At 40.0% G+C, this 13,684-nt stretch carries 13 protein-coding genes; 4 read left to right on the forward strand and 9 right to left on the reverse strand.

The window, feature by feature from the left end:
• Nucleotides 1-29: 29 nt before the first annotated feature.
• Genes selD through ubiH form a run of 3 tightly spaced genes read left to right on the forward strand, consistent with a single transcriptional unit; the run spans nucleotide 30 to nucleotide 2,733 of the window.
• A complete protein-coding gene (gene selD / locus GM698_RS08530) occupies nucleotides 30-1,070 on the forward strand; it encodes a selenide, water dikinase SelD (protein WP_209289277.1) in 1,041 nt (346 codons plus the stop codon).
• Nucleotides 1,070-1,534 (forward strand): NUDIX hydrolase, encoded by a 465-nt coding sequence (locus tag GM698_RS08535; protein WP_176808758.1) that lies wholly within the window; start codon nucleotides 1,070-1,072, stop codon nucleotides 1,532-1,534. The genes selD and GM698_RS08535 overlap by 1 nt, the downstream gene beginning before the upstream one ends.
• Nucleotides 1,534-2,733, forward strand: coding sequence for a 2-octaprenyl-6-methoxyphenyl hydroxylase (gene ubiH / locus GM698_RS08540; RefSeq protein WP_209289278.1), 1,200 nt, complete (start codon nucleotides 1,534-1,536; stop codon nucleotides 2,731-2,733). Before GM698_RS08535 ends, ubiH begins: the two co-directional genes overlap by 1 nt.
• 59 nt (nucleotides 2,734-2,792) lie before the next feature.
• Here ubiH and GM698_RS08545 read toward each other — a convergent pair whose 3' ends face one another.
• The 7 genes from GM698_RS08545 to lexA all read right to left on the reverse strand — a co-directional run bounded on the left by GM698_RS08545 (nucleotide 2,793) and on the right by lexA (nucleotide 9,327).
• Complete coding sequence (locus GM698_RS08545; protein WP_176808756.1) at nucleotides 2,793-3,203, reverse strand: DUF2251 domain-containing protein; 411 nt, start codon at nucleotides 3,201-3,203, stop codon at nucleotides 2,793-2,795.
• 64 nt (nucleotides 3,204-3,267) lie between these two features.
• The gene (gene eno, locus GM698_RS08550) at nucleotides 3,268-4,578 is read right to left on the reverse strand and encodes a phosphopyruvate hydratase (protein ID WP_176810201.1); all 1,311 of its coding nucleotides are present in this window, start codon (nucleotides 4,576-4,578) and stop codon (nucleotides 3,268-3,270) included.
• Between the two features lie 194 nt (nucleotides 4,579-4,772).
• Complete coding sequence (gene rlmC, locus GM698_RS08555) at nucleotides 4,773-5,951, reverse strand: 23S rRNA (uracil(747)-C(5))-methyltransferase RlmC (RefSeq protein ID WP_209289279.1); 1,179 nt, start codon at nucleotides 5,949-5,951, stop codon at nucleotides 4,773-4,775.
• On the reverse strand, nucleotides 5,944-6,981 hold the full coding sequence (nagZ, locus tag GM698_RS08560) for a beta-N-acetylhexosaminidase (RefSeq protein ID WP_209289280.1): 1,038 nt from the start codon (nucleotides 6,979-6,981) through the stop codon (nucleotides 5,944-5,946). The genes rlmC and nagZ overlap by 8 nt, the downstream gene beginning before the upstream one ends.
• 99 nt (nucleotides 6,982-7,080) lie before the next feature.
• On the reverse strand, nucleotides 7,081-7,818 hold the full coding sequence (locus tag GM698_RS08565; RefSeq protein WP_176808752.1) for a TerC family protein: 738 nt from the start codon (nucleotides 7,816-7,818) through the stop codon (nucleotides 7,081-7,083).
• An 82-nt stretch (nucleotides 7,819-7,900) separates the two neighbouring features.
• Entirely contained in the window at nucleotides 7,901-8,590 is a 690-nt protein-coding gene (gene mutH, locus GM698_RS08570) for a DNA mismatch repair endonuclease MutH (protein ID WP_209289281.1), read from the reverse strand.
• 101 nt (nucleotides 8,591-8,691) lie between these two features.
• On the reverse strand, nucleotides 8,692-9,327 hold the full coding sequence (lexA, locus tag GM698_RS08575; RefSeq protein ID WP_159630639.1) for a transcriptional repressor LexA: 636 nt from the start codon (nucleotides 9,325-9,327) through the stop codon (nucleotides 8,692-8,694).
• A gap of 164 nt (nucleotides 9,328-9,491) precedes the next feature.
• On the opposite strand from lexA, the gene plsB reads away from it, so the two are divergent.
• Nucleotides 9,492-11,909: a glycerol-3-phosphate 1-O-acyltransferase PlsB gene (gene plsB, locus GM698_RS08580; protein ID WP_209289282.1), complete on the forward strand. Its 2,418-nt coding sequence runs from the start codon at nucleotides 9,492-9,494 to the stop codon at nucleotides 11,907-11,909.
• A 120-nt stretch (nucleotides 11,910-12,029) separates the two neighbouring features.
• On the opposite strand, the gene GM698_RS08585 is transcribed toward plsB, so the two are convergent.
• Both GM698_RS08585 and GM698_RS08590 read right to left on the reverse strand, forming a co-directional pair.
• Entirely contained in the window at nucleotides 12,030-12,593 is a 564-nt protein-coding gene (locus tag GM698_RS08585; RefSeq protein WP_159630635.1) for a GPR1/FUN34/YaaH family transporter, read from the reverse strand.
• A 190-nt stretch (nucleotides 12,594-12,783) separates the two neighbouring features.
• Nucleotides 12,784-13,683, reverse strand: coding sequence for an AraC family transcriptional regulator (locus tag GM698_RS08590; protein ID WP_159630633.1), 900 nt, complete (start codon nucleotides 13,681-13,683; stop codon nucleotides 12,784-12,786).
• Nucleotide 13,684: the final 1 nt, after the last annotated feature.

The following is a 13,684-nucleotide window of genomic DNA, read 5'->3' on the forward strand; positions in this document are numbered from 1 at the left end:
GCACAATTTTGATTGATTATGGAGGCGGAATGTCTGAACCGATTAGATTAACCCAGTTCAGCCACGGGGCGGGTTGAGGCTGTAAAATTTCTCCTAAGGTGTTAGGGACGATTTTACAAACGCAACGTGAGAAATTTGTTGATCCAAATTTGTTGGTGGGCAACGAAACGGCGGACGATGCGGCGGTGTATGATCTTGGCAATGGTCAGGCAATCATCAGCACCACGGATTTCTTTATGCCGATTGTAGATGATCCATTTGACTTCGGGCGGATTGCCTCTGCGAATGCAATTAGCGATATTTATGCAATGGGGGGCAAGCCGCTGATGGCCATTGCGATTCTTGGTTTCCCTGTAAACAAATTACCAGCGGAAGTAGCTCAGCAAATAGTGGATGGCGGTCGTTTTGCATGTCAGCAGGCTGGTATTGCATTGGCTGGTGGCCATTCAATTGATTCTCCAGAGCCAATTTTTGGCTTAGCCGTAACAGGCATTGTGCCGACTGAACGTGTGAAACGTAATGCCTCTGCTGTCGCTGGTTGCGAGTTATATCTCACCAAACCGCTTGGTATTGGTATTTTAACCACAGCGGAGAAAAAAGGTTTATTGAAACCTGAACATCAAAATTTGGCAAGCGAGGTGATGTGTCAACTCAATGTGATCGGGGCGAAATTCTCTGAGCTTTCTGAAGTGATGGCGATGACAGACGTGACGGGCTTCGGATTGTTAGGGCATTTAAGCGAAGTGTGTCAAGGCTCGAATTTACGGGCGGAAGTCGATTTTTCTGATATTCAAACCCTAGACGGTACGAGAGAATACATTGCGTTGGGAGCCGTTCCTGGTGGTACAAATCGTAATTTTGAAAGCTACGGGCATTTGATTTCGTCAATGACGGAGGAGCAAAAAGCGATTTTGTGCGATCCGCAAACCTCGGGCGGATTATTGGTTGCCGCATTGCCACAAGCGGTCGAAAAATTACAACATTTTGCAAAAGAGGCGAATGTGCCGCTATTCCACGTCGGGCGATTGCTTGAAATGGACAAGGAAAAGCCACTGATTGAGGTTATTTAATGTTTAAACCCCATGTGACCCTTGCCTGCGTGGTACATTGCAAGGGCAAATTTTTATTTGTGGAAGAGATTGAATATGGCAAACGTACACTCAACCAACCTGCAGGGCATTTAGAAAAAGATGAAACCTTGCTGGAGGGTGCGAGCCGTGAACTGTTTGAAGAAACAGGGATTCAAGCAGAAATGGCAAGTCTGGTGAAAATTTACCAATGGCAAGCCCCACAAACCCAAACTGATTATCTCCGTTTTCTGTTTGCGGTGGAGCTGGCGGAATGGCTAGAGCCTAACCCGCAAGATGCTGAGATAACTCAGGCTCTTTGGTTGAGCGAGGCGGAATTTCAACACTATATCCAGCAAGAAGGGCAATGTGAACGCAGTCCGCTTGTGAGGCAATCGCTGAAAGATTATTTGAGCGGTGAGCGTTATCCGCTCTCGTTGCTGAATGCGTTTGAGTGGGGGCACTAATGCAACAAATCAAGCAATTTGATGTGGTGATTGTAGGCGGGGCGGTAACGGGGGCAGTGCTGGCATTAGCATTGAGCAGTTTTAGCCAGCACAAAATATCGATTGCGATTATTGAAAAATCGCTCCCAGACTATGAACAACAAGGCGGTTTTGATGCTCGGAGCATTGCCTTGGCTTTTGGTAGTTTGCAAAAAATGCGACAAATCATACCGCTTGTAGGCAATAATTTAGGCACAGAAATTGAGAAAATTGCCACGCCGATTAAGCAAATTCAAGTGGCGGATAAAGGGCATTTTGGTAAAGCCACTTTGAAAGCCAGTGAGCAGAATTTGCCACAACTTGGGGCGGTGGTGGAATTAGCAAAATTAGGCAAAAAATTAACCGCTTGTCTTGAACAGCACGCCAATATCCAGCTTTTTTGCCCTAACGAAGTCATTGAGGTTCAACGCTCAATAGACGCCTGCAAACTGACGTTAAACAATGGCGAACAGCTGAACTGTACCTTGCTGGTTGGGGCTGACGGTATTCAATCTAAGATTGCAAGCCAGTGTGGTGTGGAAACTCTCGAAAGGCGAAATTATCAGCAATTTGCAATTATTGCCAACGTGGAGTTAAGCAAACCGCATCAAAACCAAGCTTTTGAATATTTTACAGAACAAGGCCCTTTTGCTTTATTACCGCTAAATGGGAATAGGATGTCGCTGGTGTGGTGCGTGAAAAATGTTGATGGGCTACAACTGCCTGACAGCGAATTTTTGGATCGCTTACAACAGCAATTCGGCTGGAAATTAGGGCAGTTTTTGCGAGTCAGTAAGCGGTTTATTTATCCCCTTATTTTGCAAAAATCCGAGAGCCATATTCACCATCGTTTAGCGGTTGTTGGTAACGCAGCACAAATGTTACACCCCGTTGCAGGGCAAGGCTTTAACCTCGGTTTGCGAGATTTACATACGCTCGCAGAATTGGTTGCTCAAGCCTTTAATCAAGGTAAGGATATTGGTGAATTTTCGCTCTTATCCGAATTTGAATGCCAGCGTTCTCAAGATCAAGCCAAAATGATGAACGCGACAAGCGGTCTGATTTCGATTTTTTCTTGCGAAATGTTGCCTGTACAAGTGATGCGGAACTTGGGTTTATTTATGGTTTCACATTCAAAATGCGCTCGAGATTTTGTGATAAATCAAGCATTGGGGTGGTAATAAAATGAGTTGTTTTATCCTATTTCTAGGGGCAAATGGTTATTTGCCCTTACATTAATTTATTTTAACCACTTTTCCACCAATTCATTGGTGGTTTCTTTGTGTAGCCACATACTGCCAAGTTCTGGGTGGGGGAATTTAGTGTGGTTGTAGCCGATAAATTGGCGGAAATCAAAGACAGCGTGTGGGTAGCCGTTGATGAGCAAAAAGGCTTGATAGCCATCTTCACTCCAGCAGATTTCCACACGGCGTGGTTCGTGGAGTGAGTTTTGTTCAATATCGCTAATGCGGAAAACGAAAAGACTGTCCACCACAGGTTGCTCGGTTTGGTGTAGATCCATTGCATAAAAATAGCCTGTTTCTTCGTCAATTTCAAACATCACCACTAAATGTTCGTGCTGAGTAGAGTGAGCTCCGTTGCGGTAAGGCTCGTTGAGTAGAATGTGATCGGTTAAAACAGAGTAGAGCATTTGATTATCCTTATAAGCAAAATGCCACCGATTTCTCAGTGGCATTTAAATGTTTAATTAGCGATTACGCTTGACCTTTGATCTCTTTACGACCATTGAACGCCGCTGGTGTGCCAGCACGCTCTAATGCTTCTTCGATACGAATTAATTGGTTGTATTTTGCTACACGGTCTGAACGGCTCATCGAACCCGTTTTGATTTGACCTGCCGCAGTACCAACTGCTAAATCTGCAATCGTTGCATCTTCGGTTTCGCCTGAGCGGTGAGAAATAACGGCGGTGTAACCTGCGTCTTTAGCCATTTTGATTGCAGCTAAGGTTTCAGTTAATGAACCGATTTGGTTGAATTTGATTAAGATTGAGTTTGCAATACCATTTTCGATACCACGAGCTAAGATCTTAGTATTGGTTACGAATAAGTCGTCACCCACTAATTGTACTTTGTCGCCTAATACTTTAGTTTGGTATGCGAAACCTTCCCAGTCTGATTCATCTTGACCGTCTTCGATAGATACGATTGGGTACTCTTTGCATAAGCCTTCTAAGTAGTGAGTGAACTCTTGTGAAGTGAAGGTTTTGCCTTCGCCTTTCATATCGTACACATTACGCTCTTTATCATAGAACTCAGAAGAAGCACAGTCCATCGCTAAAGTAATATCTTTACCTAATACATAACCTGCTTTTTCTACCGCTTCTTTAATGCACGCTAAAGCGTCTGCGTTTGAAGCTAGGTTTGGTGCGAAACCACCTTCATCACCTACTGCTGTATTTAAGCCTTTCGCTTTGAGTACTTTAGCAAGATTGTGGAACACTTCTGCACCAATGCGTAACGCTTCTTTTAAGGTTGAAGCACCCACTGGTTGGATCATAAATTCTTGAATATCGACATTGTTGTCTGCGTGTTCTCCACCGTTGATGATGTTCATCATTGGTAATGGCATAGAGTAAACGCCAGGAGTGCCGTTTAATTCAGCAATGTAAGCATAAAGTGGTAAACCTTTTGATGCTGCTGCTGCTTTAGCCGTTGCTAAAGAAACCGCTAAGATAGCATTTGCACCAAATTTAGATTTGTTTTCAGTGCCGTCTAAGTCGATCATAATTTGGTCGATTTCAGCTTGTGCTGTTCCTTCTTTGCCTTCTAATGCTTTAGCAATTTCGTTGTTTACCGCAGAAACCGCTTTTAATACACCTTTACCTAAAAAACGTGATTTATCGCCATCGCGTAATTCTAATGCTTCACGAGAACCTGTAGAAGCACCTGATGGAGCAGCTGCTAAACCTACGAAGCCACCTTCTAAGTGAACTTCTGCTTCTACTGTTGGGTTACCACGAGAGTCGATGATTTCACGACCGATTACTTTAACAATTTTAGCCATTGTTGAGTTCCTCTAATTGAGAGTTAGTTAATAGAAAAAGAATAGGTATATAGTAAAACGATTTTACGCTTTTGTCTTTGAAAAACTGTGATGAGAGTTCGAGAATTTATCACTAATTTGATTAAGACTATATTATTCGCTCCAGAGTATAGCAATTTTTGCAAAAAACGGCAAAAACTTGACCACTTGTATGCTTATTTTTTGATTAACAGCGTCAGCGTTTCATAGTGTGAAGTATGTGCAAACATATCAAATAACTGCACTTTGCATAATTCGTAATGAGTTAAGGATTCAAAATCTTTTGCCATAGATTGGGCATTGCAGCTGGAATAGATTAAATAAGTTGAGCCCAAATTGTTTAAAAATTCTGCTAAAGATTGACCAATGCCTCTACGAGGTGGGTTTACAATCACCAAATCAGGTGGTGTGCCGTTTTCATTTAAGGCAAATTTTGCAGAATCGAGCGAGATAAATCTTACTCTTTCTAAGGCTAATGTTGCCGCTGATTTTGTGGCACTTTCAATTGCGGATGCTGAAATTTCAATGCCAGTTAATTCAACATCAATCCCTTTTTTTTGTAATGCTTTTGTACAATGTAAACCAAAACCGCCTACGCCACAAAACAGATCCCAACACTTTTTTATTGGTAAATTTTCAACCCATTGTTGAGCTGTCAAGTAAAGCTGGCTGGCTACAGTTGGATTTGTTTGGAAAAAGCCTTGTGGGCGAATAAATAGCGGTACGCTATTGAAATTTTCCTCGATCACTTTTCGTTCGGTTAAGAAAATCTCCGTTTCACCTTCTAAAACAGCGGCGTGTTGCGGTTGAATATTTAGGCTCACCACCGAATTAGGCGGTAATTTTTCTAACAGATGGGGTAATTCTCGCTCCACCAATGCTCGCTTTGATTCGCTTCGCACCACAAAACGGAGCATTAACGATTGGTTATATTGGCTTTCAGTGATTAGGATATATTTCAGCTCGCCTTTTTTCTTTTTGATGTTGTAGGGCACAAGGCCTGTTCGGCCAATAAAATCTTTAAGAATGGGGAATAAGCTATAAAAAGAAGCTGGGTAAAGTAGGCAGTCGGTTAAATCTACCCCACTTTGCGGGTCGTGTTGATCTTTTAAAATGCCTAAAATCGGGCGTTCCACACTACCTGAAACCACCATTTTCGCTTTATTGCGAAAATGTGAAATGGGGGATGCTACAAGCGGTAAGATTTCCGTTTTATTTTGCAAAATAAATGGAGAAATTAACCGCTTGAGGTCGGCTTCTTTATCGGCTAATTGGCTCTGGTATGGTTTTTCAAGCCATTGGCAGGAGGTGCAATCACCACATTTAAAATGTGAGCAGTTAGCTAGATTAGGCATTTGTTTCTTTCCAGGCTAGCCAGTGATTTTGTAAAGCGGTCAGCCTAGCTTGAGCTTGCTGATAAGCTTTACTGTTTTCTAGCTCACGCCAAGTGACAGTTTTACGCTTCATTAATGATAAATGACGCGCTTTTTGAATTTGAGTAGGCTGATATTTCAAGCCATCTAAAACTTGAACGACGCCCTCTGGCTGATTGCAAAGCAGCAATAAATCGCAGCCAGCTTGAATGGCTTTTTCGGTGCGTTCCACAAAATTACCCATAAAGCTAGCACCTTGCATACCCAAATCATCAGAGAAAATGACACCATTGAAATTGAGTTGTTTGCGTAAAACGTTTTTTAACCAGTAAATTGAACCGCTTGCAGGCTGGCTATCACATTCGGTATAAACAACGTGAGCTGGCATAATAGCGGAGAGTTTGCCTTTACTAATAAGTTGTTTGAAGGGAAGAATATCGTGATTAAATATCACCTCTTTTGCTCTATCATCAAAAGGCGTTTCTAAATGTGAATCAGCCAAAACATATCCGTGACCAGGAAAATGCTTGCCCGTAGTTGCCATTCCCATTTCCAACATTCCGTCAATAAAGGCTTCAGCAATTGGCAAAATCGTGTATGGATCTTTCCCAAATGATCGATCGCCAATTGCCTTGCATTCGTGTCCTAAATCTAAAACAGGGGCAAAACTTAAATCAATATCCAATGCAAACATTTCAGCCGCCATTAACCAGCCTGTTTCTCTCGCGAGTTGCAATGCGTGGTCTTGGGTTTGAGCTAGCAGGCTAAAAGACTGCATTGCAGGCAATTTTGTAAAGCCTTCACGGAAGCGTTGTACTCTCCCCCCTTCTTGATCTACAGTGATTAGCAAAGGTTTTTTCACACGTTGACGGATATCTTTTACTAAGCCTTGAATTTGTTGTTTGTCATAAAAATTGCGGCTAAATAAAATTAAACCTGAAATCAGCGGGTGGGATAATATTTCCACTTCTTCTTGGGCAAGTTCTTTGTCTTTAATATCAATGAGTAGCATACGTTTTAAATGTAGTTAATTTGCAAAAAAGAGAAAAATTTCAACCGCTTGTATTGTACGTTGAAAAGCCCTTGATTTTCATCAAGGGCTATGAATGGATTAGGAATGATATTTCTGTACTTTCATTTGATTGCGACGCATTTTGATATTAAGCATTTCAACCACAACAGAAAAGCCCATTGCAGTATAAACAGCTACTTTTGGAATATGGAAATTAAATGCCTCACCTACTAATACTACGCCAATCAAAATTAAGAAAGCTAATGCAAGATTTTTAATAGTTGGGTTATTATCAACAAAATTCCCAATGCCTCTTGCTGCTAACATCATCACTCCGATTGCGATCATAATGGCAATCACCATAACAGGAATATCATCTGCCATTGCAACGGCAGTAATTACAGAGTCAAGTGAAAAAATCACGTCAAAAATAGCGATTTGTGTGAGCACCATCAGAAAGCTGGCTTTTTTAGCCGAGGTGGCTTGTTCTTCGTGCGAATTTGCAGCAACAGATTCTTTCAATTCCATCAAACTTTTTATAATCAGAAAAAGTCCTCCGATAAGTAGAATTAAGTCTCTGCCTGAAATCGGATGGCTTGCGATATAGAACAGCGGTGTAACTAATTTTATTAACCAAGCAAGTGAAAGTAGTAATAAAATACGTGTTCCCATTGCGAGTGCTAAACCAATAATGCGTGCGGATTGACGTTGTTCAATAGGTAGGCGAGAAACTAAAATGCTGATAACAATAATGTTATCAATGCCTAATACAATTTCAAGCCCGGTGAGTGTAATCAGTGCTAACCAAGCTTCAGGATTTGCTATCCAATCAAACATAAAAATGTCCTTTTAAAATTAGGGATATAATTGCTTTCTTCTATAAAAGAAAGCGGGCATTCTATAGAGAATGTATGCAAAATTAAAGAGGAGAATGTAAAAAGTTTTGTAAAATTTCTGTGGTGAATTGCTTGCGTAAATAAAACCCTAAAGGTAAAGATTGAACTGGCTCACCGTGGGCATTGATAGCAGAAGTGAGCGAGCGATTATTTCTCCCTTTCGGTCTAAGTTGTAAGACTTCACCACATTTTGCATTAATGGTATGGAGCTGACCTAAAACGATCATTTCCATTAACTCTTCCCAATCTCGTCTTAATTGAAATTCTTGTTCAGGCGTAGGCGACCATAAAATAGCTTGTCCGATATGGCGTTGATAAAGTGGAATATTACGCTCACCTTCAACAGGAACCCATAATACGTGAGAAAGTTTATGCTTAACATGAGAACTTTCCCAAGTGATACCATTGTTGTGAGTTAAGGGGGCAAGGCTAACGAAAGTGGTTTCTAATGGCAAGCCTTTTTGATTAATAGGAATAGTTTTAAGCTCAATACCTAAATTAGAAAAATCTTGCACGGCTTTGTTACCTGCCTTTGCACCAAGAGCCATTTCAATTAATGTTCCGACCCAGCCTTTATCTCGCTTTAAATCAGATGGAACAGTGACATTGAGCATCTCCGCTACTTCACCCAAGGTAAAACCTGCTAGCCATTGTGCTCTGGCTAGCAATTCTTGTTCTGTTTGGGGAATACTGGTAAGAGAATTATGGTTCATAGGCACTATTGTTTTTGTTTTTCATAGATCATAGACAAGCGGTTATTTTTTTATCATTTTTTGCAGCTATGGAGCGATTTTTTACTCGCAGCCTACGAATATTACATCCAAGCATTACTACGGATAACACCAACGGCAATCCCTTCAATCTCAATATATTCTTGGCTTGGATTGACCTTAATTGGCTTTAACTCGTCATTTTCGGGATGTAAATAAATTAATTCGCCCTTTTTCTCTAAACGTTTTACGGTTACTTCATCATTTACACGAGCAACTACAACTTGACCATTACGAGCGGTATTCGTTTTGTGAACAGCTAATAAATCGCCGTCTAAAATACCAATTTTCTCCATTGAGTTACCTTTTACTTTGAGTAAATAATCAGCAGTTGGATTAAACATCGTGCCATTAATAGGATAGTGATTTTCAACGTGTTCCAATGCTAAGATTGGCGTGCCAGCAGCGACTTTACCTATTAGGGGTAATCCTTCATTTTCATCGTTGGCGGCTTCGTTTTCGTCTTCAACTAAAATACGAATGCCACGAGATGTACCAGAGAGCATTTCAATATAGCCTTTACGTGCTAAGGCTTTTAGGTGCTCTTCTGCAGCGTTAGGAGATTTAAAACCGATTTCACGTGCAATTTCTACACGAGTGGGGGGCATACCAGTTGTTTCAATATGATTTTTTACGAAATCAAAGATTTCTTGCTGACGAGCAGTTAAATGTTTACGCATTTGAGTTGAACCTCACTGTCTTTATATACAGAAAATATTGATAGTATATACAGTATTTTTTGTTTTGTAACTAATAATTTCACAAAATTCTGGAAAAAATTATGGTAGAATGAGGCAAATTAGAGGTTAGACCTCCGCTAATAACAATTCTTAAGGGTATTGATATGTCTGGCTTATTAAATTTATACCGTACTTTCTTAAATTTACCACTTTCACTTTTGGTAAAGTCTCGTGCTATTCCAACTGATCCTGTGAGTGAGTTAGCGCTAAATCTGGCACAACCTATCGTCTATGTATTGCCTTATACATCGCAAACTGATTTACTTATTTTGCAAAAAAACTGCTCAGCGTTAAATTTACCTGATCCATTGCAAGATAATGTAATTGATGGGCAGACTTTGCCCCGTTTTGTCTTTTTAGATAAGGGAAGACGTTTTTTTAAATCAAAAGGGGTGAAAAGTGAGACTGAATCTATTTTTTATCGTTATTTGGATTTACATCGTGAAAAGGGCGATTTAGATGTTCAACTTATCCCCGTTTCTGTGCTGTGGGGGCGAGCTCCAGGCAAAGAAGATGCAAGGCACCTACAGGTTTTGACCTCATTACAACGTTTTATGTCAATGGTTTGGTTTGGTCGTGATAACTTTGTGCGTTTCTCACCAGCAGTATCATTACGCCATATGATAGCTGAACACGGTGCAGATGAAAAAATTGCTCAAAAAATTGCACGTGTAGCAAAAATGCACTTTGCTAAATTGCGTTACTCTGCAATGGGGCCTCGTTTGCCAAACCGTGAGGCAATGTTTAATAAAATTCTCAATTCAGAGGTTATTCAAGCAGCAATTGCTGAAGAAGCAAAAAAATCTTCGCCAGAAAAGGCACGTAAAGAAGCAGAGAAAATTATTAATGAAATTGCGGCTGATGTAAAACACGAAAGTTTACGTGTTGCAGATCGCGTTTTAAGTTGGCTTTGGAATAAATTATATCAGGGTATTAATGTACAAAATGCTGATCGTGTGCGTAAGTTGGCGTTAGAAGGGCATGAAATTGTTTATGTGCCTTGCCATCGTAGTCATATGGATTATTTACTCTTATCTTACATACTTTATCATCATGGTGTTGTACCACCACATATTGCAGCAGGGATTAATCTGAATTTCTGGCCAGCTGGTTCAATTTTCCGCAGTTGGGGGGCATTTTTCATTCGCCGTACTTTTAATAACCGCCTATATTCCACTATTTTCCGTGAATATTTGGCTGAGCTATTCTATCGGGGTTATTCGGTAGAGTATTTCATTGAGGGTGGGCGTTCTCGTACTGGGCGTTTGTTAGAACCCAAAACGGGAATGGTGTCAATGACTTTACAAGCACTTCAACGGGGCTTAAATCGCCCATTGAGTATTGTACCGGTCTATATTGGCTATGAGCACGTTCTTGAGGTAGATACTTATGCTAAAGAGCTAAGAGGTGCTGCAAAAGAGAAAGAAAATGCAGGTTTAGTATTAAGAGTACTTAAAAAGTTGAAAAATTTAGGTCAAGGCTATGTAAATTTTGGTGAGCCGATTCAGATAAATAATTACCTAAATCAGCATTTCCCTGAGTGGAAGGAGCAAGCTGAAGATGGCCGTCCTAAGTGGTTAAATGAGGCTGTTAATAAGGTTGCAAATCAGATTATGATCAATATTAATAAAGCAGCTGCAGTAAATGCGAAAAATTTGGTTGGTTCTGCATTATTGGCTTCACGCCAAAGAGCTTTAACTCGTGAGCAATTAATTGAACAACTTGAAAGTTATGTTCAATTATTCCGTTATGTGCCTTATTCTAAAGATATGACCTTGCCCGAAGAAAGTGCAGATGAGATGCTAAACCGTGTTATCAATCTGCCTCGTTCAGGGGGAGCAATAGAAAAAGATGATTTCGGTGAGTTAATTCGTTTAGAACGTGAAGCTGCGGTATTAATGACCTATTATCGTAATAATGTGCAACATTTATTTGTATTACCCTCATTGGTTGCAAGCATTGTGCTACACCACGAGGCTATTTCAAAAGATCTTGTTATTCAATCGGTTAATCGAATTTATCCGTTCTTACAAACAGAGCTATTTTTACACTTTAAAGAAGATCAAGTGGCGGAGTATATTGAGGCGATTATTAAGGAGTTTATTCGTCAAAATGTGATTAAAAATGAAAGCGATATGTTGATGATTAACCGACCACATATTCGTACATTGCAATTACATTCGGCTGGCGTGCGTGAAATATTACAACGTTACTATATCAGTTTAAGTTTATTGCTAGAACAGCCTGATATTAGTCGCGTAGCTTTAGAGAAAGAAAGTAGTTCGGTTGCACAGCGTCTATCAGTATTACACGGCATTAATGCTCCAGAATTTTTTGATAAAGCGATTTTCTCAATCTTCATAAATAGCTTAAAAGAACAGGGTTATTTTGATAGCGAAGATAATTTAGTTATCGAAAAAGTTCAAGAAACCGAAGCATTACTAAGAAGTTTGATTTCTATTGAAGTCCAGCAAACTATTCAAGGTGCAATAGCAAAGGTTTGTATCGAAAAGCAGGTCTAGCAAATAAAAATGAGTAGAGAAGAGAGCTAACAAGCGGTTATTTTCTTATCATTTTTTGCAAATTAAAAGGCGGTATATAGTCAATTGATTATATGCCGCCTTTTAATATTTAGATAACGATTATTTTGGTTCACCGATTGGTAGAATAGTTCTACCAAAACTTTCGTTAATAATATCCGCTGCGGCTAAGTAGAATGCGCAGAATGCGGTGATTAAACCGAAGTTACCGCCAATATTTGTAATCGTGCTGTTATGAGTAAAATCGCCAGCTGCTAATACATAGAAAGTGACTGTTAGGAAGAAGAAAATGGCTTGTAATGCTCGTGCTTTAGCAAGTGTACCGATGAACATCATTAATGTGAATGTGCCCCAAGCCACTAAGTACCAACCGATAAACTCAGGCGATACGCTGGAAACAAAGAATAGTTTAAATAAGGCAAAAGACCACCAGAAAGCACCGTAGCTAGTAAATGCAGTAAAGCCGAAGGTGTTACCTTTAGCAAATTCAAACATACCTGCGATCATCTGAGCCGTACCACCAAAGGCAAAGCCCATTGCTAATACTAAGCCAACGTTATCGCCACTGAATGTTCCGTTGTTGATTAAACTTAATAAAAATGTAGTAAGTGCAAAGCCGCATAAACCGAGCGGAGCTGGGTTAGTTCCTGAATTTGGAGCTGACATTGAAAACCTCTATTACTTTGTTTACGCTACGTATTTGTAGCAAATTATTCTATTTTGCTTCTATTAAAATGAGAAGCTGTCTTACCTAAAATTTAAGGCGGTAAAGTATAACGATTTTATATACTATTGACTAGTAATTTCCTTACAAGCGGCCAGATCTTCGCAAAATTTTGCAAAAGCTGCTAATTTATCATTTGGTATTTAGTTTGCGGTACTGGCTTGGTGTCACAGCATATTGCCTTTTAAAGGCAGTAATAAAGTGCGGTTCAGATTGAAAGCCACAGGTAAGGGCAATGCTTAATACAGAATCTGCTTGGCTTTTCAATAACATCGCTGCTTTTTGCAATCGCATTTTATGCACGAAAGCGTGTGGGCTAATAGATAAATGCTGATTAAATAACCGAATAAGTTGTGAGCGAGAAAGATGTACTGTTGCAGCCATTTTATCAACTGTCCAATCTTTTTCTGGATTAAGCAAGATGGCTTTAAGTAATGGGCGTAATCGTAGTTCCTGCCATCCTTTTAAAACGCCACATAGCTTGTGATTATGATTAGCAAGGTGCTGCCTTAATATCATAGTTAAAATAACTAAAGCTAATGAATTAACCAGCGATTTTGTGGCTAAATGGGAAGCGGTTGCCTCTGTTCTGAGCAGATCTAACATCATTTGTAATGGTGTTTCAGCAATTTGGAAAAGGATCATTTCTGGCAACGTATCCATTAATTCAGATTGAGAGTCATAGTGATAATGCAGGCAGAACATATCGCAATTGTACTGTGCTTTCCCAGTTTTTACTGAGGTAAAAGCCCCTAAAGACTCGAGGCTTAATAGGGTTTTCGTTGCCAATGGTTGTATTTGACTACGTAAAGTATGGCTGGAAAACTTAGGGAAAAATGCAATATCCCCTTGTTTTAGTAAATGAACTTGCCCATTATGTTCTAGATAGGCACAACCAGCACTAATAATGTGTGCAACTGCTAGCCCACTTTGATGTGGGTTATCTAATTCCCAATTACCTTGTAGTTGGCACTTTACGCTAATACCTGCTGATAGTTGGGCAAAATCAAGTAATTTATCTAATATATCCATT

The organism is Mannheimia sp. ZY171111, assembly GCF_017750945.1.
GTDB classification, from domain to species: Bacteria; Pseudomonadota; Gammaproteobacteria; order Enterobacterales; family Pasteurellaceae; genus Mannheimia; species Mannheimia pernigra.

Excerpts from the sequence above, each read along its gene's own strand:
- GM698_RS08535 (WP_176808758.1), top strand. The coding sequence starts at position 1,070 with ATGTTTAAACCCCATGTGACCCTTGCCTGCGTGGTACATTGCAAGGGC.
- ubiH (WP_209289278.1), top strand. The coding sequence starts at position 1,534 with ATGCAACAAATCAAGCAATTTGATGTGGTGATTGTAGGCGGGGCGGTA.
- GM698_RS08545 (WP_176808756.1), bottom strand. The coding sequence starts at position 3,203 with ATGCTCTACTCTGTTTTAACCGATCACATTCTACTCAACGAGCCTTAC.
- eno (WP_176810201.1), bottom strand. The coding sequence starts at position 4,578 with ATGGCTAAAATTGTTAAAGTAATCGGTCGTGAAATCATCGACTCTCGT.
- rlmC (WP_209289279.1), bottom strand. The coding sequence starts at position 5,951 with ATGCCTAATCTAGCTAACTGCTCACATTTTAAATGTGGTGATTGCACC.
- nagZ (WP_209289280.1), bottom strand. The coding sequence starts at position 6,981 with ATGCTACTCATTGATATTAAAGACAAAGAACTTGCCCAAGAAGAAGTG.
- GM698_RS08565 (WP_176808752.1), bottom strand. The coding sequence starts at position 7,818 with ATGTTTGATTGGATAGCAAATCCTGAAGCTTGGTTAGCACTGATTACA.
- mutH (WP_209289281.1), bottom strand. The coding sequence starts at position 8,590 with ATGAACCATAATTCTCTTACCAGTATTCCCCAAACAGAACAAGAATTG.
- lexA (WP_159630639.1), bottom strand. The coding sequence starts at position 9,327 with ATGCGTAAACATTTAACTGCTCGTCAGCAAGAAATCTTTGATTTCGTA.
- plsB (WP_209289282.1), top strand. The coding sequence starts at position 9,492 with ATGTCTGGCTTATTAAATTTATACCGTACTTTCTTAAATTTACCACTT.
- GM698_RS08585 (WP_159630635.1), bottom strand. The coding sequence starts at position 12,593 with ATGTCAGCTCCAAATTCAGGAACTAACCCAGCTCCGCTCGGTTTATGC.
- GM698_RS08590 (WP_159630633.1), bottom strand. The coding sequence starts at position 13,683 with ATGGATATATTAGATAAATTACTTGATTTTGCCCAACTATCAGCAGGT.